General features: G+C 72.7%; 25 protein-coding genes. 18 read left to right on the forward strand and 7 right to left on the reverse strand.

The annotated features are described in order from the left end of the window. The first annotated feature begins 61 nt into the window (after positions 1-61). Positions 62-703 (forward strand): pyridoxamine 5'-phosphate oxidase family protein, encoded by a 642-nt coding sequence (locus tag ACFY1H_RS48675; RefSeq protein WP_386956667.1) that lies wholly within the window; start codon positions 62-64, stop codon positions 701-703. A 6-nt stretch (positions 704-709) separates the two neighbouring features. On the opposite strand, the gene ACFY1H_RS48680 is transcribed toward ACFY1H_RS48675, so the two are convergent. Then, positions 710-2,032, reverse strand: coding sequence for an MFS transporter (locus ACFY1H_RS48680; RefSeq protein WP_386956668.1), 1,323 nt, complete (start codon positions 2,030-2,032; stop codon positions 710-712). A 37-nt stretch (positions 2,033-2,069) separates the two neighbouring features. Further along, on the reverse strand, positions 2,070-2,921 hold the full coding sequence (locus ACFY1H_RS48685; RefSeq protein WP_386956669.1) for a sugar phosphate isomerase/epimerase family protein: 852 nt from the start codon (positions 2,919-2,921) through the stop codon (positions 2,070-2,072). A gap of 155 nt (positions 2,922-3,076) precedes the next feature. On the opposite strand from ACFY1H_RS48685, the gene ACFY1H_RS48690 reads away from it, so the two are divergent. Next, a complete protein-coding gene (locus ACFY1H_RS48690; protein ID WP_386956670.1) occupies positions 3,077-3,952 on the forward strand; it encodes a LysR family transcriptional regulator in 876 nt (291 codons plus the stop codon). A gap of 94 nt (positions 3,953-4,046) precedes the next feature. After that, complete coding sequence (locus ACFY1H_RS48695; protein ID WP_386956671.1) at positions 4,047-4,895, forward strand: alpha/beta fold hydrolase; 849 nt, start codon at positions 4,047-4,049, stop codon at positions 4,893-4,895. On the opposite strand, the gene ACFY1H_RS48700 is transcribed toward ACFY1H_RS48695, so the two are convergent. Further along, entirely contained in the window at positions 4,892-5,791 is a 900-nt protein-coding gene (locus tag ACFY1H_RS48700; protein ID WP_386956672.1) for a LysR family transcriptional regulator, read from the reverse strand. The two genes, ACFY1H_RS48695 and ACFY1H_RS48700, sit on opposite strands and share 4 nt — an antisense overlap. A gap of 84 nt (positions 5,792-5,875) precedes the next feature. On the opposite strand from ACFY1H_RS48700, the gene ACFY1H_RS48705 reads away from it, so the two are divergent. From ACFY1H_RS48705 to ACFY1H_RS48725, 5 genes are read left to right on the forward strand one after another with little or no spacing between them, the layout of a single operon-like run. Further along, positions 5,876-7,135, forward strand: a complete 1,260-nt coding sequence (locus ACFY1H_RS48705) for an FAD-dependent oxidoreductase (RefSeq protein ID WP_386956673.1) — start codon at positions 5,876-5,878, stop codon at positions 7,133-7,135. Further along, on the forward strand, positions 7,132-7,911 hold the full coding sequence (locus ACFY1H_RS48710) for an IclR family transcriptional regulator (protein ID WP_386956674.1): 780 nt from the start codon (positions 7,132-7,134) through the stop codon (positions 7,909-7,911). The genes ACFY1H_RS48705 and ACFY1H_RS48710 overlap by 4 nt, the downstream gene beginning before the upstream one ends. Positions 7,912-7,943: 32 nt before the next feature. Beyond that, on the forward strand, positions 7,944-8,714 hold the full coding sequence (locus ACFY1H_RS48715) for an SDR family NAD(P)-dependent oxidoreductase (RefSeq protein ID WP_386956675.1): 771 nt from the start codon (positions 7,944-7,946) through the stop codon (positions 8,712-8,714). Positions 8,715-8,725: 11 nt separating this feature from the next. Then, positions 8,726-9,562, forward strand: a complete 837-nt coding sequence (locus tag ACFY1H_RS48720) for an alpha/beta fold hydrolase (RefSeq protein ID WP_386956676.1) — start codon at positions 8,726-8,728, stop codon at positions 9,560-9,562. Beyond that, positions 9,559-10,218 (forward strand): nitroreductase family protein, encoded by a 660-nt coding sequence (locus tag ACFY1H_RS48725; protein WP_386956677.1) that lies wholly within the window; start codon positions 9,559-9,561, stop codon positions 10,216-10,218. The genes ACFY1H_RS48720 and ACFY1H_RS48725 overlap by 4 nt, the downstream gene beginning before the upstream one ends. 6 nt (positions 10,219-10,224) lie before the next feature. Here ACFY1H_RS48725 and ACFY1H_RS48730 read toward each other — a convergent pair whose 3' ends face one another. Beyond that, positions 10,225-11,016, reverse strand: a complete 792-nt coding sequence (locus ACFY1H_RS48730; RefSeq protein ID WP_386956678.1) for an alpha/beta fold hydrolase — start codon at positions 11,014-11,016, stop codon at positions 10,225-10,227. A 180-nt stretch (positions 11,017-11,196) separates the two neighbouring features. Here ACFY1H_RS48730 and ACFY1H_RS48735 point away from each other — a divergent pair, with 180 nt between their 5' ends. Genes ACFY1H_RS48735 through ACFY1H_RS48745 form a run of 3 tightly spaced genes read left to right on the forward strand, consistent with a single transcriptional unit; the run spans position 11,197 to position 13,331 of the window. Continuing rightward, positions 11,197-11,913 carry an SDR family NAD(P)-dependent oxidoreductase gene (locus ACFY1H_RS48735; RefSeq protein ID WP_386956679.1) on the forward strand — a complete coding sequence of 239 codons (717 nt, stop codon included), beginning with the start codon at positions 11,197-11,199 and terminating at the stop codon, positions 11,911-11,913. A 27-nt stretch (positions 11,914-11,940) separates the two neighbouring features. Next, positions 11,941-12,546 carry a nuclear transport factor 2 family protein gene (locus tag ACFY1H_RS48740; protein WP_386956681.1) on the forward strand — a complete coding sequence of 202 codons (606 nt, stop codon included), beginning with the start codon at positions 11,941-11,943 and terminating at the stop codon, positions 12,544-12,546. Then, positions 12,543-13,331 carry a sugar phosphate isomerase/epimerase family protein gene (locus ACFY1H_RS48745; protein ID WP_386956682.1) on the forward strand — a complete coding sequence of 263 codons (789 nt, stop codon included), beginning with the start codon at positions 12,543-12,545 and terminating at the stop codon, positions 13,329-13,331. Before ACFY1H_RS48740 ends, ACFY1H_RS48745 begins: the two co-directional genes overlap by 4 nt. Before the next feature lie 6 nt (positions 13,332-13,337). Here ACFY1H_RS48745 and ACFY1H_RS48750 read toward each other — a convergent pair whose 3' ends face one another. Continuing rightward, the gene (locus ACFY1H_RS48750; RefSeq protein WP_386956683.1) at positions 13,338-14,339 is read right to left on the reverse strand and encodes a hypothetical protein; all 1,002 of its coding nucleotides are present in this window, start codon (positions 14,337-14,339) and stop codon (positions 13,338-13,340) included. A gap of 320 nt (positions 14,340-14,659) precedes the next feature. On the opposite strand from ACFY1H_RS48750, the gene ACFY1H_RS48755 reads away from it, so the two are divergent. The 7 genes from ACFY1H_RS48755 to ACFY1H_RS48785 all read left to right on the forward strand — a co-directional run bounded on the left by ACFY1H_RS48755 (position 14,660) and on the right by ACFY1H_RS48785 (position 20,519). Further along, a complete protein-coding gene (locus ACFY1H_RS48755) occupies positions 14,660-15,355 on the forward strand; it encodes an alpha/beta fold hydrolase (protein ID WP_386956684.1) in 696 nt (231 codons plus the stop codon). A 123-nt stretch (positions 15,356-15,478) separates the two neighbouring features. Next, positions 15,479-16,246 carry an IclR family transcriptional regulator gene (locus tag ACFY1H_RS48760; protein ID WP_386956685.1) on the forward strand — a complete coding sequence of 256 codons (768 nt, stop codon included), beginning with the start codon at positions 15,479-15,481 and terminating at the stop codon, positions 16,244-16,246. A gap of 4 nt (positions 16,247-16,250) precedes the next feature. Beyond that, positions 16,251-16,964, forward strand: coding sequence for an alpha/beta fold hydrolase (locus ACFY1H_RS48765; protein ID WP_386956686.1), 714 nt, complete (start codon positions 16,251-16,253; stop codon positions 16,962-16,964). Further along, positions 16,946-17,803, forward strand: a complete 858-nt coding sequence (locus tag ACFY1H_RS48770; protein ID WP_386956688.1) for a 4,5-dihydroxyphthalate decarboxylase — start codon at positions 16,946-16,948, stop codon at positions 17,801-17,803. The genes ACFY1H_RS48765 and ACFY1H_RS48770 overlap by 19 nt, the downstream gene beginning before the upstream one ends. 208 nt (positions 17,804-18,011) lie before the next feature. Further along, positions 18,012-18,188, forward strand: a complete 177-nt coding sequence (locus ACFY1H_RS48775; protein ID WP_366589004.1) for a hypothetical protein — start codon at positions 18,012-18,014, stop codon at positions 18,186-18,188. A gap of 93 nt (positions 18,189-18,281) precedes the next feature. Then, positions 18,282-20,237, forward strand: a complete 1,956-nt coding sequence (locus ACFY1H_RS48780; RefSeq protein WP_386956689.1) for a potassium transporter Kup — start codon at positions 18,282-18,284, stop codon at positions 20,235-20,237. 21 nt (positions 20,238-20,258) lie between these two features. Then, on the forward strand, positions 20,259-20,519 hold the full coding sequence (locus ACFY1H_RS48785; RefSeq protein ID WP_386956691.1) for a hypothetical protein: 261 nt from the start codon (positions 20,259-20,261) through the stop codon (positions 20,517-20,519). Here ACFY1H_RS48785 and ACFY1H_RS48790 read toward each other — a convergent pair. Next, positions 20,516-20,665, reverse strand: coding sequence for a hypothetical protein (locus tag ACFY1H_RS48790; RefSeq protein WP_366589010.1), 150 nt, complete (start codon positions 20,663-20,665; stop codon positions 20,516-20,518). The genes ACFY1H_RS48785 and ACFY1H_RS48790 overlap by 4 nt on opposite strands. A gap of 235 nt (positions 20,666-20,900) precedes the next feature. Further along, a complete protein-coding gene (locus tag ACFY1H_RS48795; protein WP_386956692.1) occupies positions 20,901-21,176 on the reverse strand; it encodes a GFA family protein in 276 nt (91 codons plus the stop codon). Positions 21,177-21,262: the final 86 nt, after the last annotated feature.

Consider the following 21,262-nt stretch of genomic DNA (forward strand, 5'->3'; position numbering starts at 1 on the left):
GTGCCCGACGGGCCTGCTCACGATGGCGGCCGGAACCCCGCCGACCCCAGGAGCCGTCACGATGACCGCGCACTACCGGACCGTCGCTTTCACCGCGGCCGTCCGTTCCGCCCAGGAGCACTACGGCAGCCGCGCCGGGTACGCGCGCATCGAGTCCCGCGTGCCGCAACCCACGGCACCGGAACCGCTGACCGAGTCAGAACGCCTGTACCTGGCCGAGCGCGACGGCTTCTACCTCGCCAGCGTGGGCGAGACCGGCTGGCCCTACGTGCAGTACCGCGGCGGCCCGCCGGGGTTCCTGCGCGTGCTCGACGAGCACACCGTCGGGTGGGCCGATTTCCGCGGCAACCTCCAGTACGTGAGTGTCGGCAACCTCGCCGGTGACGACCGCGTCGCTCTGATCGTGATGGACTACGCCCGCCGGCAGCGGCTGAAGCTCTTCGGCCGCGCCCGCGTGGTCGACGCCGCCGACGAGCCCGAGCTGCTGCGCGAGCTGCACGTCGAAGGTGACGACGGGGTCGTCGAGCGCGGCATCGTCGTCACGGTCGAGGCCTACGACTGGAACTGCCCGCAGCACATCACCCCGCGCTTCTCCCTGGCCGAGCTCGAACCGCAGCTCGCGCGGATCCGGCAGGAGATGGCCGACCTCGAAAGCGAGAACGCCCGTCTTCGCGAAGAGCTCGCCAAGACGGGCGCACGCTGAGACCGGTCAGGCGCGGCGCTTCTCCCGCTCCGGGTTGGCGATCGCGGCGAACAGCAGGCCGCTGACGGCGACGAACCCGCCGAACAGCAGGAACGCGGTCGTGTAGCCACCCTGTGGGGTGTCGGTGGCGTCGAGGATCACGCCGGTCAGCAGCGGGCTCACGATGCCGGCCGCGCTGCCGATGGCGGCCAGCACGGCGAGCGTGCCGGCCCGGCGCCGCGCCGGCGCGATCTCGGCGACCACCGGCAGGGTCACGGTGTTCACCACCACCGAAGTGCCGTAACCGAGCACCAGCAACAGGATCGCGGGCAACGCCGCGGTGGTCCAGGGCAGGAGCGTGACCAGTACGCCCGCGACCGCCACGGTGATCCCGCCCCCGATGCCCCGCACCTTGCGCGAGCTGACCCCGCGCCGCAGCAGGCGGTCGGTGACCGTACCGGCCACCACGAGCGCGATGATCGCCATCCCGCTGGGCACCGTGTACAGCAGCCCCGACGCCGTGGCGGAGAAGCCGAGGCCGTGTTCGAAGTACGAGGGCAGCCATGTGTAGATCACCGATGCCAGCGCGTTCTGCGCGAAGTACACCAAGCCCGCGACGAGGAAGGTGGGGCTCAGCAGGATCCGCAGCCACGACGCGCTCGACTTGTCGTCCACAGTGGACGACACAGTGGACTCGGTCGACGCGGTGGGGGTGTCCGTGGTGTAGGGGCCCATCCGTCCGGCGAAGAACCACACCACCACCCAGGCGAGCGCCAGGATCCCCACCGAGAGGAACCCGCTGCGCCAGCCGAAGGCCACGACCACCACGGTCAGCACCGGCAGCAGCGCCACCTTCGCGACGGCCGCGCCGCTGGTGATCAGCGACGCGGGCAGGCCGCGCCGGTCGTTGGGGAACCACGAGTACGCGATGGTGTGCGACAGCGGCACCACGGGACCTTCGGCCGCCCCGACCACGAGCCGGCTCGCGACCAGCATGAAGCCGGTCACGGCGAGGAACGCCGGGATCTGCCCGACGGCCCACAGCACGCCGCACACCAGCAGCACGACTCGCGGTGAGAGGCGGTCGGACAGCAGCCCGACCACGAGGCACGCGGCCATCAGCAGCAGGTACGACGCGCTGCTGATGGTGCCGAACTCCGTGGCGGTGAGCCCGAACTCCTTCTGCACCGGAGTTGCGATCAGGCCGACGAGCGCTTTGTCCAGAAAGGTCACCACGGTCGCGCCGACGACTGCGACCGTGGCCGTCCAGGCGCGCAGCTTGCTCGGCCGCGGGAATCCGCCGGCGGGCAGGAACGCCGCCTCGCCGGTGACGGGACTGTTGAGCGACATGGGTCGCCACCTCCTCGTTGAGGTAAGGGGAAGGGGGTCAGGAAAGAAGCCGGTCGTGCTCACGGGACTGCGTGAGCTCGCGCAGGAGGTCCGCGTCGAAGCGCGCGGTGGCGGTGGGGGTGCGCGTGGTGCTGAAGTCTTCGACGCTGACCCAGCCGGTGTAGCGGGCGTCGTCGAGCGCCTCGAGGAGGCCGGGGACGTCGACCACGCCGTTGTCGAGTGCCGACCAGTCCGGCGTCCACGGGCCGCCCTCGGCGGGGCGGGCGTAGGCGACGTTCTTGAGGTGCACGTGGGCGAGGTGCGGGCCGAGCAGGTCGAGGGCGAGGGCGTGGGATTCGTACCCTTCGATCGCGAGGTTCCCCGCGTCGTAGATCACGCCGATCCACTGTGGATCGAACTCGCCGACCAGCCGCTGGGCCAGCGACGCGCTGGGCGCGATCGAGCGCTGGTGGATCTCCAGCAGCGCCCGCACGCCGTGGCGGCGCGCGGATTTGGCGAGCAGGGCGAAGAAGTCCCGGGCTTCGGCCAGCAGTTCCCGGTACGGTCGCCCGTCGCGCCACGGCGCGCGCACCCGGATCCACGGCGCGCCGGCCGAAGCAGCCAGGTCGAACGCCTTCGCGGCCCCGGTGACGTCACCCGTGTCGAGGTAGGTGTCGAGGCCGATCACCTCCAGCCCGGCGGCTTCGCTGAGCCGCACGGCTCGGGACACCTCGGCCTGCGTCGGGGCGACGGAACAGCGGTTGTAGCCGAAGAACGACGGCTCGCCGCCCTCCTGGCGCGGACGGGCCACGCGCCATTCGATCCCCGCGTACCCGGCCTCGCGCACGAAACCGACCGCCTCGTCCGGCGTTAGGTCCGGCAGGCAGACCGAGCAGATTCCCAGTCTCATCCAGCAGCTCCACAGTGGTCGGGGCCGAGTCGGGAGTCCGTTCGGGGGCAACGGAAAGCTCGGCCGCGTTGCCAGTACAGCCGGGCGGCCACGCGGCTGTCCAAGACCCGCTTGACATGGCGCTTTATGCTTCTCAGGCATTACCTGGAGGTGTGATGGAACTGCGGCACCTGCGGTACTTCCTGGCGGTGGCCGAACGCGGATCGTTCAACCGCGCCGCCGCCCAGCTGCTCATCGCCCAGCCGTCGCTGAGCCGGCAGATCCGCGCGCTGGAGAACGAGCTGGGGGAGACGCTGTTCGTCCGCACCGCGCAGGGGGTGACGCCGACCGCCGCCGGCCAAGCGCTCGTGGGCCACGCCCGGCACCTGCTCGCGCTGGAGGCCGCGACGCGCGAGATCGTGGCGCAGCACGAGCCGCCGCAGGAGCTCGTGGCGCTCGGGATCCCGCCGGGCCTGCCGTCGGCGTGGCTGCTGCGCGTGGTCGAGCACCTGGGCCGCGTGGTGCCGGGCTGTTCGCTCGACCTGACCGAGGCGAGCAGCGCGCGCCAGCTCCTGCTGCTGCGGGAAGGCCGGCTCGACATCGCGATCGTCCATCAGGCCCCGGCCGACGGGACCGTGAGCCGGATGCTGTGGCAGGAACCGTTCGGGTTCGCCGTGCGCCCCGGCCACCCGCTCGCCGCGGCCGGTGACCATCAGCTGGCCGACCTCGACGGGCGCCGGGTGCTGATCCACTCCCGCGAGCAGGTGCCGGGCCAGCAGGACAGCCTGCTCGCGGCGACGCTCGCGGCCGGCGTGCACCCCGTGTGGCTGTTCGGGCAGTTCGTGGAGCACGCGCGCGCGTCCGTGGCGGCCACTCGCGCCGAGATCGCCGTGGTGAGCTCGTACACCGCGGCGCAGCAGCTGCCCGGCTGGGCGTGGGCGCCGCTGCGCGATCTGCCGATGGCGCTGACCACGTGGGCGACCCGGCGCACCGACAGCCGCGTGATCGTCGAGGAGGTCACGGCGGAGATCGCGACCCAGCCCCTGGACTGACCGGCCGGTTCCGCCCGGCGGAAGAGCGGCCGGGCTCGCGTGCGCGTCCGGCAGTAGCGTCGCGGACATCCGACTTCGACCGACGGAAAGAGCGATGGCCGAGATCTCCTACGCGGACCTGGACGAGGTCCGGCTGTGTTACCGGACGCTGGGCGACGGTCCCGAGCTGGTCGTGCTGCTGCACGGGTGGCCGCAGACCGGCCTCTGCTGGCGGCACGTGATGCCCGCGCTGGCCGAGCGCTACACCGTGGTCGCCCCGGACTTGCGCGGCTACGGCGGCTCCGGCCTGGCGACCACCGGCTACAGCAAGCGCGCGACGGCGTCGGACCTGCACCGGCTGATCGTCCACCTGGGACACACCTCGGCTCTCGTGGCCGGCCACGACCGCGGCGCCCGCGTCGCCCACCGCTGGGCCCTGGATCACCCGGCCGACGTGCGCCGGCTCGCCCTGCTCGACATCCTGCCGACCCGCGAGGTGATGTCCACTGTGGACCGCACCTCGGCGAGCGCGATGTGGCATTGGTTCTTCCACTCCCAGCCGGATCTGCCGGAGCTGTTGCTGGCCGGCAACGTGGAGCCGTACCTGCGGTTCTTCTTCCGGCGGCCCCGCGCGGCCGGCGCGATCGACGACGAGACGTTCGCGGCCTACGTCGAAGCGTTCCAGGACCCGGGCCACCTGCACGCCTCGTTCGAGGACTACCGCGCCGGCTTCGGCGCCGACCTCGAACTGGACGAAGCCGACCACGCCGCCGGCCACCTCGTCACCTCGCCGCTGCTGCTGCTCTGGGGCGCCGACGGTGGCCTGCGCGGCAAGGACGTGGTCGGCACCTGGCGCCGCTACGCCACCGACGTGCGGGGGAAGGCCGTGACCGGCAGCGGCCACTACGTGCCGGAAGAGCGGCCGGACACGGTGGCCGACGAGCTGCTCGCGTTCTTCGGCTAGGCGGGCCCGTCCGCGTCGTCGGCGGCGACCGCCATGGCGGCCAGGCATTCGCGCACGCCCGGGCGGTCCTCGTCGGCCCACACGGCCCACGTGCGCACGAGGGCGTTGACCGCGTCGGACGGGTCGAGCGGGATCCAGCGCCACGTCGGGAAGTGCCGGCGGGCGGAGGTCTCCCCGAGCAGCACCGCGTCGGCCGCCGAGGTCTCCGCGATGAGCGAGCTGTGCTCGGAGAACCGGCGGAACAGCCAGGTGACGTGGACGTCCTCGGCTTCCGCCGCCGCGCGGAGCCGGACCTCCTCTCCGGGGTTGTCCTGAGCGGAGTGGGCCAGCACGCGCAGTCCTTCGAGATCCCGCAGTGTGACCGTGCGGCGCTCGGCGAGCCGTGAGCTGTCGCGGACCGCGCAGCCGAACCGCTGCAGCAGCACCAGCGCGGAGTGCAGCTCGGGCGGCTCCAGGCGCATCAGGCCCAGGTCGACGAGCCCGGCCGGCAGCAGGTGCCGCTGTTCCTCGGTGGTCGCTTCCTGCAGGGACAGCTTGACCGCCGGCGCCGACTCGGCCAGTGCCGCGCGGAACGTCTCGAACCACCGGTGCGGCAGGCCTGGCGGGATACCGAGGCGCACCAGGCGTTCTGCCCGCTCGGCCGCCTGGAGCACCTCGGGGATCCGGTCGACCTGCACGAAGATCGCCCCGACGTGGGCGCGCAGCCCCTCACCGGCCGGCGTGAGCGCGGCGCCGCGCGCACTGCGGGAGAACAGCTGGTGGCCGAGGGTGCGTTCGAGCTGGGCGATCTGCCGGCTCAGCGTCGGCTGGGTCATGTGGAGTGCGGTGGCGGCCTTCGCGATCGACCCGAGCTCGGCGACCGTCCGGAAGTACTCGAGGTGCCTGAGTTCGACCATCGCGCGATTCTATGCCGTCGAGGCATATCGAGGCAGCTCAGTAAGCACTTTCTGAATGACCGGTCAGCGGGACACGATGGAGGAGTGAGTACGGACGAGCAGACGCACCCGGGGAAGTTCGACGTCGTGGTGGTCGGCGGTGGGGCCGCGGGCGTCGCGGCCGCCGTCGGCGCGGCCCAGGCCGGCGCGCGGGTGGGCCTGGTCGAACGGCACGGCTACCTCGGCGGCACGGCGGTCGCCGGCTCCGTGCTGACCTACTGCGGGTTCTTCGACCACTCGCACACCCAGGTCGTCGCCGGGGTCGGGCAACGGTTCCTCGACCGGCTCGACGAGCTCGACCTCTACCTCACCCACACCTCCGCCGAGTCGGGCAACAAGGTCGTGCTGCTCGACCTGGAGACGACCAAGCGCGTGTTCGACTCACTCGTCCTCGACGCCGGCGTGACCCCGCTGCTGCACGCCACCGTCTTCGGGGCGACCACTGTGGACGGACGCGTGACGGCCCTCGACGTCGCACACCACGGCGGCACCTTGCGCCTCGAAGCCGACGCGTTCGTCGACGGCAGCGGAGACGGCGTGCTCCTCGACGCGGTGGGCGCGGCCCGCACGGTGCTGCCCGCCGCCCGCCGCCAGGCCAGCACGCTGGTGATGCGGATCGGCGGCGTCCGCGAGGACGGCGACCTCAGTCGGGCGGGCATGACCTCGGCGGTGGCGGGCTACCGCGGCGCGACCGGCGTCGAGCTGCCGCGCGACCACGGGGTGACGGTACGGCTGCCGGTGTCGCGCGAGATCATGGTGCTGGTCGCCGACCAGCACCGCGACGTCCTCGACGCGGCCGAGTCGACGTCGGCCGAGATCGAAGGCCGGCGGCTCGCGATGCACTACTTCCAGGCGTTGCGCACCATGCGCGGCTGGGAGTCGAGTTTCCTCGCGGCGACCGGACCCGAGCTCGGGGTGCGGGAGACGCGCCGGCTGGCCGGCCTCATCGCCGTGACGGCCGACGACGTGACGAGCGCCCGCCGCCGCCCGGACGGGATCGCCCGCGGTGGCTGGCCGATGGAGGACCACGCCGTGCCGGGTGTGGTCAGCTACGGCGGGATCCGCGACGACAGCTGGTACGACATCCCCTACGGCAGCCTCACCGCGGCGTCGCTCCGGAACCTCTGGGCCGCCGGGCGGCTGGTGAGCTCCGACGGGCGGGCCTACGGTTCCGTGCGGGTCATGGGCACGGCGTTCGCCACCGGCCACGCCGCGGGAGTCGCCGCCGCGCTGTCCGTCCGAAGTGGACCTGTTGCGGTCGGTGCGGTGCAGGACGAGCTCCGCCGGCAGGGAGCGCTGCTGTGAGCGGCAACGCGCGGGAGCCGGGCCGGTCGACGATCGACCGCCTGTTCACCCTGCTCGGCGTTTTCGACGACGGCGAGCTGACGCTCGTGGAGATCGCCACCCGCGCGGGCCTGCCGCTGACCACCGCGCACCGCATCCTCGGCGCGCTCGAGGCGTGGGGCGGGGTCGAGCGCGCACCCTCCGGTAGTTATCGGATCGGGCTGCGGCTGTGGGAGCTGAGCACCCGGTCGGCGGCCGCGGCGTCGTTGCGGGAGCTCGCCCTGCCGGTGATGCAGGACCTGTACGAGGCCACCCACGCGAACGTGCAGCTCGTGGTCCGCGAAGACGACACCGCACTCGTCGTTGAGCGGCTCGCCGGGCTTCGCTCCGTGCCGACCCGCACTGCGGTCGGCGGGCGCCTTCCGTTGCACGCCACCGCGGTCGGCAAGGTCCTGCTCGCGCACGGCCCGGCCCGGCTGCTGACCGACCTCGGCCGGCGGGGCCTGCGCCGCTACACCCCGCACACGCTGGTGATGCCCGGCCGCCTCGCCGCGTCCGTGGAGTCCGCGCGCGAAACCGGCCTCGGGACGGCGCACGAAGAACTGACGCTGGGCGCGGCTTCGATCGCGGCCGCGGTGACCGGCGCGTCCGGCGTGGTGCGGGCGGCGCTCGGCATCGTCACCCATTCCCACGTTTCGCTCGCCCGCTACGAACCCGCTCTGCGGTCCGCTGCCGACGGTGTGTCGCGGCGCCTGGCCGCCGAGGAATCGCCGCTGCCGGCCCGGCGGTCCGGCTGAAGACCGACGACCCGACGAAGAGGAGAACGTCTGTGCGACAAGGAAATCCCGACCGCGTGGCGCTGGTCACCGGCGGAGCCGGGGCGCTCGGCAGCGCGATCGCCCGGCGCCTGGCCGGTGACGGCGCCACCGTGGTGCTGGCCGACCTCGACGGCGGCCGCGCGGCGGCGACGGCGGGCGAAATCGCCGCGGAGACCGGCGCGCCGGTCGTCGGCTGGGCCGCGGACGTCGCGTCCGACGAGGGCAACCACGCGCTCGTCGAACGGCTGCGGGCGACCTACGGGCGCCTCGACCAGCTCGTGAACAATGCCGCGCTCAACCAGCGAAGCCGTTTCGGTGAGCTCGGCGAGAGCGAGTGGCAGTCGGTGCTGGGTGTGAACCTGTGGGGTCCGGCATCGCTGTGCCAGGCGGCGGCGCCGCTGTGGCGGGCGACCGGCGGCGGGCAGGTCGTGAACATCTCGTCGCGCACGTGGCTGAGCGGCGGACCGCTCGCGTACGTGTCGTCGAAGGCCGGGCTGGTCGGGCTCACGCGGGCGCTGGCGGTGGAGCTGGGCCCGCTCGGGGTCACGGTGAACGCGGTGGCTCCGAGCACCGTCGCGACGCCCTTCGTGACGGGTGGGCGCAGTGGCGACGAGCTCGCCGCGCACCTGGAGAAGCACCGGAACATGACGCTGCTGTCGCGGATGGCGACCGAGGACGACGTCGCCGAGGCGGTCGCGTTCCTCGCCTCGCCCCGGGCCGCGTTCATCACCGGGGAAGTGCTCCACGTGGCCGGCGGCGCGCAGCTCGCGCCGGCGCCGTGACGGGCGCGCGCATGGCCTACCTGGAAACACCCGACGTGGTGCTGTTCTTCGAAGACCACCGGCCGGCCACCGACCGGCCGGGTCCGCCGCTCGTGCTGCTGCACGGCTGGGCGTGCGACTCGGCCGACTGGGCCGACCTGGCCCGTCGGTTCACCGCGCGCCACCGCGTGGTGACGGTGGATCTGCGGGGCAACGGCCGTTCGAGCACGAGCGCCGACGGTTACTCGCCCGCGGCGATGGCCCGCGACGTCGCGGGAATCCTCGACGTCCTCGGCACGGGCGCGGCGGTCGTCGTCGGGCACTCCGCCGGGGCCGAGGTCGCGGCGACGCTCGCCGTCGCGCATCCGGACCACGTGCGTGCCGTGGTGGCCGTGGATCCCGCCTACGGGTTCGCGCCCGCGGACGGCGAACGGCTGCGTGAGGTGTCGCGGCAGCTCGCCGGACCCGACCCGATCCGCGTCGCACTCGACTACTTCGCCCGGTTCGACGCCACCCCGGCGACCCCGCGCGCACTGGCCGAGCAGCACCTGGCCTCGGCCCGCCGCGCGCGGCCCGAAGTGGTGCGGGAGATGTTCGACGAGTTCGCCTTCGGTGCCGACTCGTTCCACTTCCGCCCGGACACCGACGGGTTCCTGGCGCGGCGGCGGGCGCCGTTGCTCGCCTTCTACCGCAACGAGACCCGCGCCGCGGCGGGCCGGGAGTTCGCGCGCGACGAGGCCGACCGTGTCCTGACCTATCCCGGCGCCGGTCACTGGCTGCACCAGGAGCAGCCCGACCGGTTCACCGCCGACGTCGAGCAGTGGCTCGGCGCCGCCACGACCCCCTCGACCCTGGGAGCAGATTCATGACGACCCCACTCGGACTGTCCGCCGACGAAGTGCTCACCACGACCCGGTCGGTGCGCAAGCGCCTCGACCTCGAGCGCCCGGTGCCGCGGGAGGTGATCGAGGACTGCCTCTGCGTCGCCGTGCAGGCGCCGACGGGACGCAACCGGCAGCAGTGGGACTTCGTGTTCGTCGAGGAGCCGGACCGCAAGGCGGCCGTGGCCGATATCTGGCAGCGCGGGCTGCTGGCCGGGCACTCCTCGGGCTCGTCGGCGCCGTTGCCCACCCGCATGAGCTTCGCGTCGGACGAGTGGCACCGGATCGCCGACAGCCTCGACCACCTCGCGCACCACCTGCACGAGGTGCCGCTGCTGCTGATCCCGTGCCTGCGCGTGGACGAGCGTTCGGCGCTCGACTCGATCCGCGGCCAGGCCGGCAACTGGGGCTCGGTGCTGCCCGCGTTCTGGAGTTTCATGCTCGCCGCCCGCGAGCGGGGGCTGGGCACCGCGTGGACCACCGCGCACCTGACCTACGAGCGGGAAATGGCCGAGCTGCTCGACATCCCGTTCGACACGGTCGTGCAAGCCGCGCTGACCCCGGTCGCCTACACGATCGGCACGAGCTTCAAGCCCGGCTCGCGCGCCGACCACCGCGAGTTCGTCCACTGGGACCAGTGGTGAGCCGGCTCAGCCGGGCAGCTTCGAGATCCAGTCCAGCACGAGATCGGTGAACGCTTCGGGACGCTCCTGGTGGAGCCAGTGCCCGGAACCCGGCCAGGCGACCGACCGGCTGGCCGGGTTCCGCGTAAGCGTGCGTTCCCAGGCCGCCAGCGCGGGGGAGCGGTGGATCGCGAGCACGGGACAGTCTCGGGCGGTGAGGAACTCGTCGGAACCCGGCCGCACGCCGAACTGGCCTTCGCCGAAGTAGATGTGGCGGAACGCCTGCGCGAGGACCTGCGGTGCCATGCCGAGGATGCGGCGGGAGTGCCAGGTGCGCAGCCAGGCGTGGGCGTCGGGTTCCAGCGCGGCGAACGCGGTGGCCGCGATTTCGTTGCCCTCGTCCGTGCCCATCACCTCGGCGAGGTCGGCGAGGACGGCCGTAGTGGCCGGGTCGGTGCCGTACGCCGGATCGGCGGCCACGACCGCGCGCACGAGGTCGGGACGGGCGACCGCGAGTGCCGAGGCCACATTGCCGCCCAGCGAGTGGCCGATCGCGATCACCGGCCCGGTGCCGAGGGTGTCCAGGAGGGCGGCGAGGTCCGCGGCCAGCTCCTGCGGGCGGTACCCCGACTCCGGCGCCGACGACCGGCCGTGCCCGCGCAGGTCGGGGGCGATCACGCGGTGCCGGGCGGCGAACGCGTCGTGCTGGAACAGCCAGTCGTGCGAGTCGCAGCCGAGCCCGTGGACCAGCAGCACGGGCTCGCCGGCGCCCTGATCGGTGTAGAAGAGCTCGACCGGTCCGGTCGTCACGCAGGGCATCGCCTCTCCTGCCGTTCGCAGCGGGAACCACGGGCGGGGACGCCGTCCGCTCGGGCCAGTGTCGCTCGCGCGGCGGGTGAGCCGCAGTGCCGCCTTCCGCCGGGTGGAAGCAAGGCTTACGTCGTCCGGCCGGAAACGGCGACGGTGTAAGGGAAAACGTCCGCCGCAGGAGAAGAGGCCATGGAACAGACACTCGCCGGCCAGAGAGCCGTCGTCACCGGCGGCGCCCGCGGCATCGGGCTCGGGATCGCGCGCCGGCTCACCGCCGCGGGGGCCACCGTCGCGGTGTGGGACCGCGACGTCGAGGGCGCGCCGGGGTTCGCGTGCCAGACCGACGTCGCCGACCTCGATTCGGTGCGCGCGGCCCACGCCGCGACCGTCGAGGCGATCGGGGAGGTCGACATCCTCGTGAACAACGCGGGCATCAACGGACCGGTCGTCCCCGTCGAGGACTACCCGCTCGAGGCGTGGCACCAGGTCCTCGCCGTCGACCTCACCGGCGTGTTCTACTGCACCCGCACGGTGCTGCCGGGCATGCGGCAGCGGCGCCACGGGCGCATCGTGAACGTCTCGTCGATCGTCGGCAAGGAAGGGGCGCCGGGCATCAGCGCGTACGCGGCGGCGAAGGCCGGGGTCATCGGCTTCACCAAGTCCGTGGCGCGAGAGCTGCCCGACGCCGGGGTGCTCGTGAACTGCATCGCGCCCGTGATCACCGAAACCGACCTGTTCCGCGAGATGACGCCCGAGCACATCGCGGCCAGCCGGGCGAAGATCCCGATGGGCCGGTTCCTGACCGTGGACGAGATCGCCGCGATGGTGGCGTTCGTGGTGGGACCGGACTGCACGTTCACCCAGGGGTTCGTGTTCGACCTCTCCGGTGGCCGGGCCACTTACTGATCGATCCCGCTGCGAGAAAGGGCACTGATGCCGAAGATCGACGAGAACCGGTTCGCGATCCGCGAGCTGGTGGAGAACTGGGCCGTGTGGCGCGACGCCGGCGACTGGGCGCGGTTCGCCACCGTGTGGCACCCCGAAGGCCGGATGAGCGCGACCTGGTTCCAGGGCCCGGCCGCGGACTTCATCGAGGCCAGCCGCGCCGGGTTCGAAGCCGGCGTCAGCATCCTGCACTTCCTCGGCGGTCACAGCAGCGAGGTCGCCGGCTCGCGCGCGATCGCGCAGACGAAGATGACCATCTCCCAGCGCGGCGAGGTCGACGGTGTGCTGGTCGACGTCGTCTGCACCGGGCGGTTCTACGACTTCCTCGCCGTGCACGCCGGTGAGTGGAAGATCGTGCGCCGGCGCCCGATCTACGAGAAGGACCGCCTCGACCCGGTCGACCCCGCTGCGACGCTGACGCTGGATCCGGCGCTGCTGGCCGAGTTCCCCGTGGGTTACCGGCACCTCGGCTACCTGCAGACGCGGGCGGGGTTCACCGTCAAGCGCGGGCTGCCGGGCCTCACCGGTGCGGCCGTCGAGACGCTCTACGCCGAAGGCGCGCGCTGGCTCGCGGAAGCCGGCGCGCCGCGATGAGCCTCGATCTCGCGTGCAGTGCCAACACCCTCCGCCACGCCGACCTCGCCACCCGCGTCGAGGTGGCGGCCGCCGCCGGGTTCACGGCGATCGGCCTGCGGCTCGGCGACTGCGACGACCGGTTGCCCGATCTGCTCGTCGCGCACGGGCTTCGGCTGCTGGAGCTGGAACACACGTGGGACTGGACGGCTCCGTCGCCCGCACCCGAGGAGGCCGCGCTGTTCCGGATCGCGGACGCCGTCGGCTGCCGCCAGCTGAACGTCCCGATGTTCACCGCGCACCGCGTCGCGGACCTGGCCGAGCCGTTCGGCCGGCTCTGCGACCGCGCGGCGGAGCACGGGCTGCGGGTCGGGTTCGAGTTCATCCCCTACAGCCACGTGCGGACACTCGGTGAGGCGTGGGAGATCGTCGACGCCGCCGCGCGCCCGAACGGCGGGCTGATTCTCGATCTGTGGCACTGGTTCCGCTCGGGCGCCGGAGCCGCGGACGTGTTCTCCGTCCCGGCCGAGGCCGTGACCTCGGTGCAGCTGAGCGATGTCCGGCCGGTCGCGTCGGCCGACCTGACGACGGAGGGACGCCACCACCGCCTGCTGCCCGGGCAGGGTGCGGGCGACACCGGCGGGGTGCTGGCCGGGTTGCGCGACCGCGGCGTGACGGCGCCGGTGTCGGTGGAGGTCTTCTCCGACGAGCTCGACGCGCTGCCGAGTGCCGCCGCCGCCGACGCCGCCTTCGGGGCCGCGGCGAAGGTGCTGGCCGACGTACCTCCGCTGGGTCGCCGGGCTTGACGCTCCTCAGGGCCGTCCGGCGGGATCGTCGAGGGCCGGGCGCTCGGTGGTCGCCGGGCGGAGCACGAACACGATCGAGCGCAGCGCCACCCCGCCGACGACGGCCGTGGTGACCGCGAGGACCGCGACCGCCCCGGTCGTCGCCGTCGGCGTGGCGGTCGCGGCGAGCCAGTGCAGGGCGTAGGAACCGCTGGCGGCCGTGGTGAAGGTGAGTGCCCAGAAGCCGAGGGAGAACGGCAGCCGCGCGTAGGCGGGGATCATCGGCAGCTGTGCGGCGACGAAGAGCACGAACGTGCCGAGCAGCGCCTGCTGCGGCAAGCCGGTGCCCGGGCCGGCGAGCACGAACAGGGCGTTGCCGGCCACCGCGGGTGGGGCGGCGAAGATCGCGACGGTCGGGAGCAGCGGGGTCGGGAGGGGCGGGCGGAACGCGAGCCGGGCCAGGATCGGGGCGCCGACGAGCACCCACATCAGCAGGCCGACGGCGAACGCCGCCACCCCCGCCGCGTGGAGGCCGACCGCGGCGAGGGACTGGCCGCAGATCAGCCCGGCCGCGACTGTCGGCAGCAGGTAGCCGGCGTGCAGGTGGTCGAACGAGCGGGCCCGGCCGAGCAGCCCGCCGACGAAGTGCGTGGCGACGAGCGCGCCGAGCACTGCCATGGCGACCACGACGACACGGCCGGCCTCCGGTGCGTAGCGGCTCAGGCTGGTGCCCAGCAACATGCCCGTGGTCGGCACGAGCGAGCCGAACGGCCCGAGCACCGGGTGCGCGAGGTCGGCCAGCACCCGGCGCGGAGTCCGGGCGGCCACGAAGTAGCGCCCCAGCGCGATCAGCCACGCGAGCGCGGCGACAACCCACAGCACGTCGGCCACGACCACGCTGACGCCCGGCGCCGCCACCGCCGACGTCCAGGTGCCCGCCAGGCCGGCGAGGCCGAAGGGAATGCTGAACAGGTTGAGCGGGAAGCGGTGTTCGCGCGGGTTCTCGTCCGATGCGGAATCGCCGTGCACGGTGGGCGCTCCTTTTCCTCCGGAGGCGGGTGCCCGGGCCGGGCGGGTCACGGGGACCGCGAACGCCGCGGCGGGCCGGCCCGCCGCGGCCGGCACCCGGCGGATCGTGTCCACAGCGGACTGTCGTTCCGGGCCGGGTGCGGCTGGGAGTCCACTTCGTACACCGTCGTGGTCGGCACGGGGACCCGGTCGGAAAGCGTAGGCAGCGGCGCAACGGCGGACAATGCCCGGCCTCCGCCCAGCGGAACCGCGGGGGTGCCACGGCGCCGTCGGATGCCGAAGGTGGGAAGGGCCCGTACCGCTTTCACCGGAGGAAGACCATGGCCAGCTTGCACGTCCACGAAGAGGGGACCGGCGACCGCCTCGCCGTGCTGGTCCACGGCCTGTCCTCGAGCTCGGCGACCTGGACTGCGCTCGCGCCCGAGCTGGTGCGGCGCGGCTACCGGGTGCTCGCGCCCGACCTCGCCGGGCACGGGCGCAGTCCCCGCGGCCGCTACAGCCGCGAACGCTGGGCCGAGGACCTGCTCGGCTCGCTGCCGGCCGAGCCGGCGCTGGCCATCGGGCACTCCCTCGGCGGGGTGCTGCTCGCGATGATCGCCGAGCGCCTGCGCCCGGCGCGGGCGGTGTACGTGGACCCGGCCTGGTACCCGTGGTCGGGCGTCGGGTACGGCGAAGCGCAGCCCGCGATCCGGGCGTCCCGGCAGTGGGGAGCGGCCGACGCGCGGGCCGCGCATCCGCGGTGGAGCGACAAGCTCGTCGAGGCTCGGCTCGCCGAGCTGCGGGAGTGGGACCCGGACACGACGCGGATGGACTACCTCGAGACGGCCTACACGCCGGGGTTCCCCGTCGTACCGTCCCTGATCCTGCGCGCCGGGCAGAGCGACCTGATCGCGCCGGCGCTCGCGGAGCACTTCGAGCAGGTGGGCTTCACCGTGCGCACGGTCGCCGGCACGGGTCACTTCGTGCACCTCGACGACCACGAGGGCTTCGTGGCGGCCCTCGACGGCTGGGTGTGAGCTATGCCCGCAGCGCATAGGAAGTCAGCTCAGGAAGCACTTTCCGGATATCCGGTGAGCGGGACACGATGGACACGTGACCACCAGAACCACCGTCGCGACGCGAATCCCGGGAGCCCGCCGATGAGCGGGAACGCGCGCGAACCCGGGCGCTCGACGATCGACCGGCTGTTCACCCTGCTCGACGTGTTCGACGGCACCGAGCTGACGCTGGCGGAGATCACCGAGCGCTCCGGGTTGCCGCTCACCACCGCGCACCGGATCCTCGCGTCACTCGAACGCTGCGGCGGCGTCGAACGCGGCCCGGCCGGCACCTACCGCATCGGGCTGCGCCTGTGGGCGCTGAGCACGCGCTCGTCGGCCGGCGCGGCGCTGCGGGAACGGGCGTCCCGGCCGATGCGGGACCTGTACGACGCCACGCACGCCACAGTGCAGCTCGCCGTGCTCGATCACCACAGTGCGCTGGTGATCGAGCGGCTCACCGGGCTGCACGCCGCCGCCGACCGCACGGAGGTCGGCGGACGCCTGCCGTTGCACGCGAGCGCGGTCGGCAAGGTCCTGCTGGCCCACGGCCCGGCCGGGCTGCTCGCCGAGCTCGGCGAGCTCGGCGAGCGCGGTCTGCGCCGCCACACCCCGCACACGCTCGTGATGCCGGGCCGCCTCGCCGCGTCGGTGCGGGCCACCCGCGAAACCGGTTTCGGGACGTCGCACGAGGAACTGGTCCTCGGCGCCGCGTCGCTCGCCGTGCCGGTGACCGGCGCCGACGGCGTCGTGCACGCGGCTCTCGGCCTCGTCGCCCGCTCCCACGCGTCCCTCGCCCGGCACGCCGGCCTGCTCCGCGCCGCGGCCGACCGGATTTCGGGCCCGGCCCTGCTTCGGAAGTCGAGCTGATCCCATGGACCTGACTGTGCGCCGCTGGCCGGGTGGCCATCGCACCGCGCTGCTCGTCCACGGCTTGTTCAGCGACAGCGCGTCGTGGCACCGGCTGGGCCCGGCACTGGCCGAGCGCGGCTACACCGTGCTGGCGCCGGACCTGCGCGGGCACGGCACCAGCCCTCGCGGCCGCTATTCGCCGACCGACTGGGCGCTGGACCTCGTCGACACGGTCGGCGACACGAAGATCGACCTGGCCGTCGGGCATTCCCTGGGTGGCCTCGCGCTGGCCATCGCCGCGCACGCGCTGCGTCCCTCGAGCGCGGTGTACCTCGACCCGGCGTGGCGGATGACGGCCGAGCAGGACGCGCACTCGCGAGCCGAGTGGACCGCGTGGCTGGAGTGGACCGAGCCCGCGCAGCTGCGCGAACGCCTCGGCGGGCGGTGGCCCGAAGCCGACCTCGCGCTGCGCTGGGAATCCTTGTGGCGCATGGACCCCGCGGCCGTCCCGGGGCTTGCCGCCGGGGTCGGGTACGACCATTCGCCCGAGTCGGCGCCGTGGCCGTCGCTGGTCCTCGGAGCGGAGGGGAGCGAGTACATCACCGCGGCCCACGCCGCGGAGCTGCGCGGTCGCGGCCTGGTCGTGGAGACCGTGCCCGGGTCGGGGCACTCGTGGTTCCGCGAGGACTTCACCGCGTTCCTCGCGCGGCTGGACGAGTGGCGCGAGGCGTTGTAGTCACGCCGCGGGGAGCCACGTTCTTCCTGCGACTGGTCGGCGAAGGCCTGCCGTACGTGGCGCTGCCGATCTTCCCCAACCGCGTGTTCCGGCATTCGTGCGTCTTCGTCAACACCCACGCCGGCATCACCGGGCCGGGCGACCTCGCCGGCCGGACGATCGGCGAGTTCGGCACGTACGGCCAGGACTCCGGCGTCTGGGCCAAGGGAATCCTCGCCGACGAGTACGGCTTCGAGCCCGAGCGCAACCGGTGGGTGATCGGCGGGCTGGAGCACCCGGCGCCGCCGTTCGGCTTCATCCCGCACCCGCGTCCGTCCGGCCTGGACGTTTCCGACGCGCCCGCGGGGAAAACGCTCAACGCGATGCTCGACGCGGGTGAGATCGACGCGCTGTTCTCCGCCAACGTGCCCCAATGCGTGCTCGACGGGTCGCCGAACGTCGCCCGTCTGTTCCCCGACTTCGAGCCGCTCGAACGCGACTACCACCGGCGCACGGGGATCTTCCCGATCATGCACACCATCGTCGTCCGGCGCGAGCTCCTCGCCCAGCGGCCGGGCCTCGCGCGTGAGCTCTACGCCGTGTTCACCGCCGCCAAGGACACCGCCGCCGACCGCTACCGGCGTGACCGCAGGCTCTACCAGGTCCCGGCGATGGTGCCGTGGCTCAACGCCCTCGTGGAGCGCAACGAGGAGCAGTTCACCGGAGACTGGTGGCCCTATGGCATCGAGGCCAACCGCACTGCTCTCGACACCTACCTGCGCTACCACCACGAACAGGGCCTGTCCGAGCGCCGGCAGCGGATCGAGGAGGTCTTCGCGGCCGACCTCCTCGACACCTGACCGTCTACAAGGGATCAGAGGCCAAGACCGCCGGCGCCGCAGCAACCCGCGGACCAGCAGCGGCAGGCAGATCTCGCCGCCGTTCACCGCCGCTCACGCGGCAGACCTCGCGGACTGGCTCCGGCGATCGGTCGCCGGCACGGTGGTCCCGGCAGCCGACTCGGGCTGGGGCGACCCGCGGCTGCAGGCGCTGCTGTCCCGTGCGTCGATGTCCACGCCGACCGCGCGCTGCGTGGTCGGCGCGACCGCTGATCACGAGGCCGGCCGGACACCGATCCGTGCGGCGATGACGACGGCACTCGCCCGGGTCGGCACGCTCGAGGTGGCCGACGAGCTGGGGCCAGTTGACCGTGACCGTCGCACTGGAACACGTCCGGGCTTCTGACACGGCCGTTGATCTTCCGGTGCCCTGCACCTCGGCCCGGTAGGGTTCCCCCCGATGCCGGGGCTGTGCCCGCTCGCGCCGAGGAGGAAGACCGTGACCGAGGGCCGGAAGGCGACCACGACGGGGGACGGGCCGGCCGCCCGGGCGCGGCTCGCGCGGGACTCCGTGAAGCTGGCCGTGGTGGTCGGGGCGCTGGGAGTCGTGTTCGGCGACATCGGGACGAGCCCCATCTACACGCTGCAGACGGTGTTCAGCCCGAGCGACCCGCACCCGGTGCCGGTGAGCGCGCAGAACGTGTTCGGGGTCGTGTCGCTGATCTTCTGGTCCGTGACGATCATCGTGACCGTCACGTACGTGCTGCTGGCGATGCGCGCGGACAACGACGGCGAGGGCGGCATCATGGCCCTGATCACCCTGCTGCGCCGCCGCGGCGGGCAGGGGCGGCGGCGGGTGGCCGTGGTGCTGGCGGGGCTGGGCATCTTCGGCGCGTCACTGTTCTTCGGCGACAGCATGATCACCCCCGCGATCTCGGTGCTGTCGGCGGTGGAGGGCCTCAAGGTCGTCGACGACGCGTTCGAGAGCTGGGTCGTGCCGATCACCGCGGTGATCATCGTGGTGCTGTTCCTGGTGCAACGCCGGGGTACCGCGGCTGTCGGGCGGGTGTTCGGGCCGGTGATGATCACGTGGTTCACCGTGATCGGCCTGACCGGCGTGACGGGCATCGTCAAGCACCCGGCGATCCTCGAGGCGCTCTCGCCGACGTACGCGCTGGACTTCATGGTCGGCCACTTCGACATCGCCTTCTTCGCGCTCGCCGCGGTCGTGCTGTCGGTCACCGGCGCCGAAGCGCTGTACGCGGACATGGGCCACTTCGGCCGCCGCGCCATCACGCGCGGGTGGCTGTTCCTCGTGTTCCCGGCGTGCGTGCTCAACTACTTCGGCCAGGGCGCGCTGATCCTCGAAGACCAGGCGAACCTGAGCAGCCCGTTCTTCCTGCTCGTCCCCGGCTGGGCCCGGCTTCCGCTGGTCCTGCTGGCCACGGCGGCGACCGTGATCGCTTCGCAGGCCGTGATCACCGGCGCGTACTCGGTCGCCTCGCAGGCCGCGCAGCTCGGGTACCTGCCGCGGCTGCGGATCGCGCACACGTCGGAGACCGAGCGCGGCCAGATCTACGTGCCGTGGATCAACTGGCTGCTGATGGTTTCCGTGCTGACGCTCGTGTTCGCGTTCCGCAGCTCGTCGGCGCTGGCCTACGCGTTCGGCATGGCCGTGACCGCCACGATCACCATCACCACGTTGCTGTTCTTCTACATCGCCCGATCGAAGTGGAGCACGCCGCCGTGGCTGCTCTGGATCGGCGGGACTGTGCTGCTGGTGGTGGACCTGCTGTTCGTCGCCGCCAACCTCACCAAGCTCGTCCACGGCGCGTGGCTGCCGCTGCTCATCGGCCTCACCGCGTTCACGGTCATGACCACCTGGCAGCGCGGCCGCCACATCGTGACGGCCGAGCGCAGCCGGCAGGAAGGGTCGCTGCGCGGGTTCGTCGACAAGCTGCGCAACGGCGAGTCGCCGACGCAGACCGTGCCCGGCACGGCCGTGTTCCTCAACCGCGGCAACGACAGCGCGCCGCTGGCCATGCGCGCCAACGTGGAGCACAACCACGTGCGCCACGAACACGTGGTGATCATGTCGCTGGAAACCGAGCCCGTGCCCCGGATCCCGGACACCGAACGGATCTCCGTCGACGACCTCGGTTACGCGGACGACGGCATCACCCACGTCACGGCCCGCTTCGGCTACATGGAAACCCCGGACGTGCCGCGCACGCTCGCACTCGTCGACCCGGCCGCCACCGAAGGCCGCCTGCAGGTCGACGACGCGTCCTACTTCCTGTCGAAGATCGAGCTGCGCCGCGGCGACGAACCGACGATGGCGGCCTGGCGCAAGCGCCTGTTCATCGCCACGTCCTACATCACCGCCGACGCGGCCGAGTACTTCGCGCTGCCCCGCGAGCGGACCGTGATCATGGGTTCGCACATCGACGTTTAGCGCGTCAGGAAGGAGCCGACGATGACCGACCCCGATGGGGAAGCCCTGCGCGCGGCGGCCGCCCGAGGAGACTCCGACGCCCTCGACCAGCTGATCGAGCTGGCCGCCGAACGCGGCGACGCGGCCGAGCTGCGCCAGTGGGCCGCCGGCGGCAGTTCCGACGCCGCCGATCTGCTCGTCGAGCTGGCGACCGAACGCGAGGACCACGACGAGCTGCGCCGCCTGGCCTTGGCCGGCAACACGACGGCCGCGGAAGTGCTGGCGGAGCTGGAAAGCGACTAACGCGCCTCTGCGTCGCCGCGCGGCGGGATGTCGCGGGCGAAAGGGTCGTCGTCGTGGGAGTCGAGCCACGCGCCGGCGAGGCGGAGCAACAGCGCCACCAGCACGAAACCGCCGATCGCGACCAGGGTGAACGTCAGGCCGGTCATCCGTCCATCGTGCGGCGGCGGGGTGCGTCGGGCTCGAGTCCGGACGGAACTTTGACGCCCGGGAAGGGCTCGTTGACGGCGTTTTGCCTCGTTGCGGACTTTCGTGCCGCGGGCTACTGAGCCGCGTGGCTCTCGTAGGCGCCGCGGGCGGCCAGTGCGCGCAGCACTGCCTTCGGTCGGCAGGCAGGTGGTCACGCCGTGACTGTCCGGCTCGCGGCATCACCGCGAAAGCCGGCTAGTGCGCGTCGCCGGTGAAGCGGGGGCGGGTGGGGTGCGGGGTGAGCCAGTCTTGGGCGCGGCGCCACCACACGTCGGCGGTGGGGGTGAGGCCCGTGCGGTCGTCGAGGGTGCCGGCTTTGACGATGAGGGTTTCGGGGTGTTCGTGGAGGATCGTGAAGATCGGCGTGCCGCAGTCGCCGCAGAAGAGGCGGTCGCGCAGGTGGCCGTTCTCGGTGACGGTGGTGTGGTGGACCTTGGGAGTGCCCTCGATCTTCACGGCGTCGCGGGCCACTAGGTGTATTCGGCCGTCAGGTTGGTGGCAGTCGACTGGTGGGTGGATGCCCGCCGAGTGCGCTGTGGCGGCGTTGAGTGTTGTAG

The organism is Amycolatopsis sp. NPDC001319 (genome assembly GCF_042896185.1).
Taxonomy (GTDB): Bacteria; Actinomycetota; Actinomycetes; order Mycobacteriales; family Pseudonocardiaceae; genus Amycolatopsis.

Excerpts from the sequence above, each read along its gene's own strand:
- ACFY1H_RS48695 (WP_386956671.1), top strand. The coding sequence starts at position 4,047 with ATGGCCGAGATCTCCTACGCGGACCTGGACGAGGTCCGGCTGTGTTAC.
- ACFY1H_RS48685 (WP_386956669.1), bottom strand. The coding sequence starts at position 2,921 with ATGAGACTGGGAATCTGCTCGGTCTGCCTGCCGGACCTAACGCCGGAC.
- ACFY1H_RS48745 (WP_386956682.1), top strand. The coding sequence starts at position 12,543 with ATGAGCCTCGATCTCGCGTGCAGTGCCAACACCCTCCGCCACGCCGAC.
- ACFY1H_RS48725 (WP_386956677.1), top strand. The coding sequence starts at position 9,559 with ATGACGACCCCACTCGGACTGTCCGCCGACGAAGTGCTCACCACGACC.
- ACFY1H_RS48740 (WP_386956681.1), top strand. The coding sequence starts at position 11,941 with ATGCCGAAGATCGACGAGAACCGGTTCGCGATCCGCGAGCTGGTGGAG.
- ACFY1H_RS48735 (WP_386956679.1), top strand. The coding sequence starts at position 11,197 with ATGGAACAGACACTCGCCGGCCAGAGAGCCGTCGTCACCGGCGGCGCC.
- ACFY1H_RS48690 (WP_386956670.1), top strand. The coding sequence starts at position 3,077 with ATGGAACTGCGGCACCTGCGGTACTTCCTGGCGGTGGCCGAACGCGGA.
- ACFY1H_RS48790 (WP_366589010.1), bottom strand. The coding sequence starts at position 20,665 with ATGACCGGCCTGACGTTCACCCTGGTCGCGATCGGCGGTTTCGTGCTG.
- ACFY1H_RS48760 (WP_386956685.1), top strand. The coding sequence starts at position 15,479 with ATGAGCGGGAACGCGCGCGAACCCGGGCGCTCGACGATCGACCGGCTG.
- ACFY1H_RS48680 (WP_386956668.1), bottom strand. The coding sequence starts at position 2,032 with ATGTCGCTCAACAGTCCCGTCACCGGCGAGGCGGCGTTCCTGCCCGCC.
- ACFY1H_RS48775 (WP_366589004.1), top strand. The coding sequence starts at position 18,012 with ATGTCCACGCCGACCGCGCGCTGCGTGGTCGGCGCGACCGCTGATCAC.
- ACFY1H_RS48765 (WP_386956686.1), top strand. The coding sequence starts at position 16,251 with ATGGACCTGACTGTGCGCCGCTGGCCGGGTGGCCATCGCACCGCGCTG.
- ACFY1H_RS48700 (WP_386956672.1), bottom strand. The coding sequence starts at position 5,791 with ATGGTCGAACTCAGGCACCTCGAGTACTTCCGGACGGTCGCCGAGCTC.
- ACFY1H_RS48755 (WP_386956684.1), top strand. The coding sequence starts at position 14,660 with ATGGCCAGCTTGCACGTCCACGAAGAGGGGACCGGCGACCGCCTCGCC.
- ACFY1H_RS48675 (WP_386956667.1), top strand. The coding sequence starts at position 62 with ATGACCGCGCACTACCGGACCGTCGCTTTCACCGCGGCCGTCCGTTCC.
- ACFY1H_RS48730 (WP_386956678.1), bottom strand. The coding sequence starts at position 11,016 with ATGCCCTGCGTGACGACCGGACCGGTCGAGCTCTTCTACACCGATCAG.
- ACFY1H_RS48785 (WP_386956691.1), top strand. The coding sequence starts at position 20,259 with ATGACCGACCCCGATGGGGAAGCCCTGCGCGCGGCGGCCGCCCGAGGA.
- ACFY1H_RS48720 (WP_386956676.1), top strand. The coding sequence starts at position 8,726 with ATGGCCTACCTGGAAACACCCGACGTGGTGCTGTTCTTCGAAGACCAC.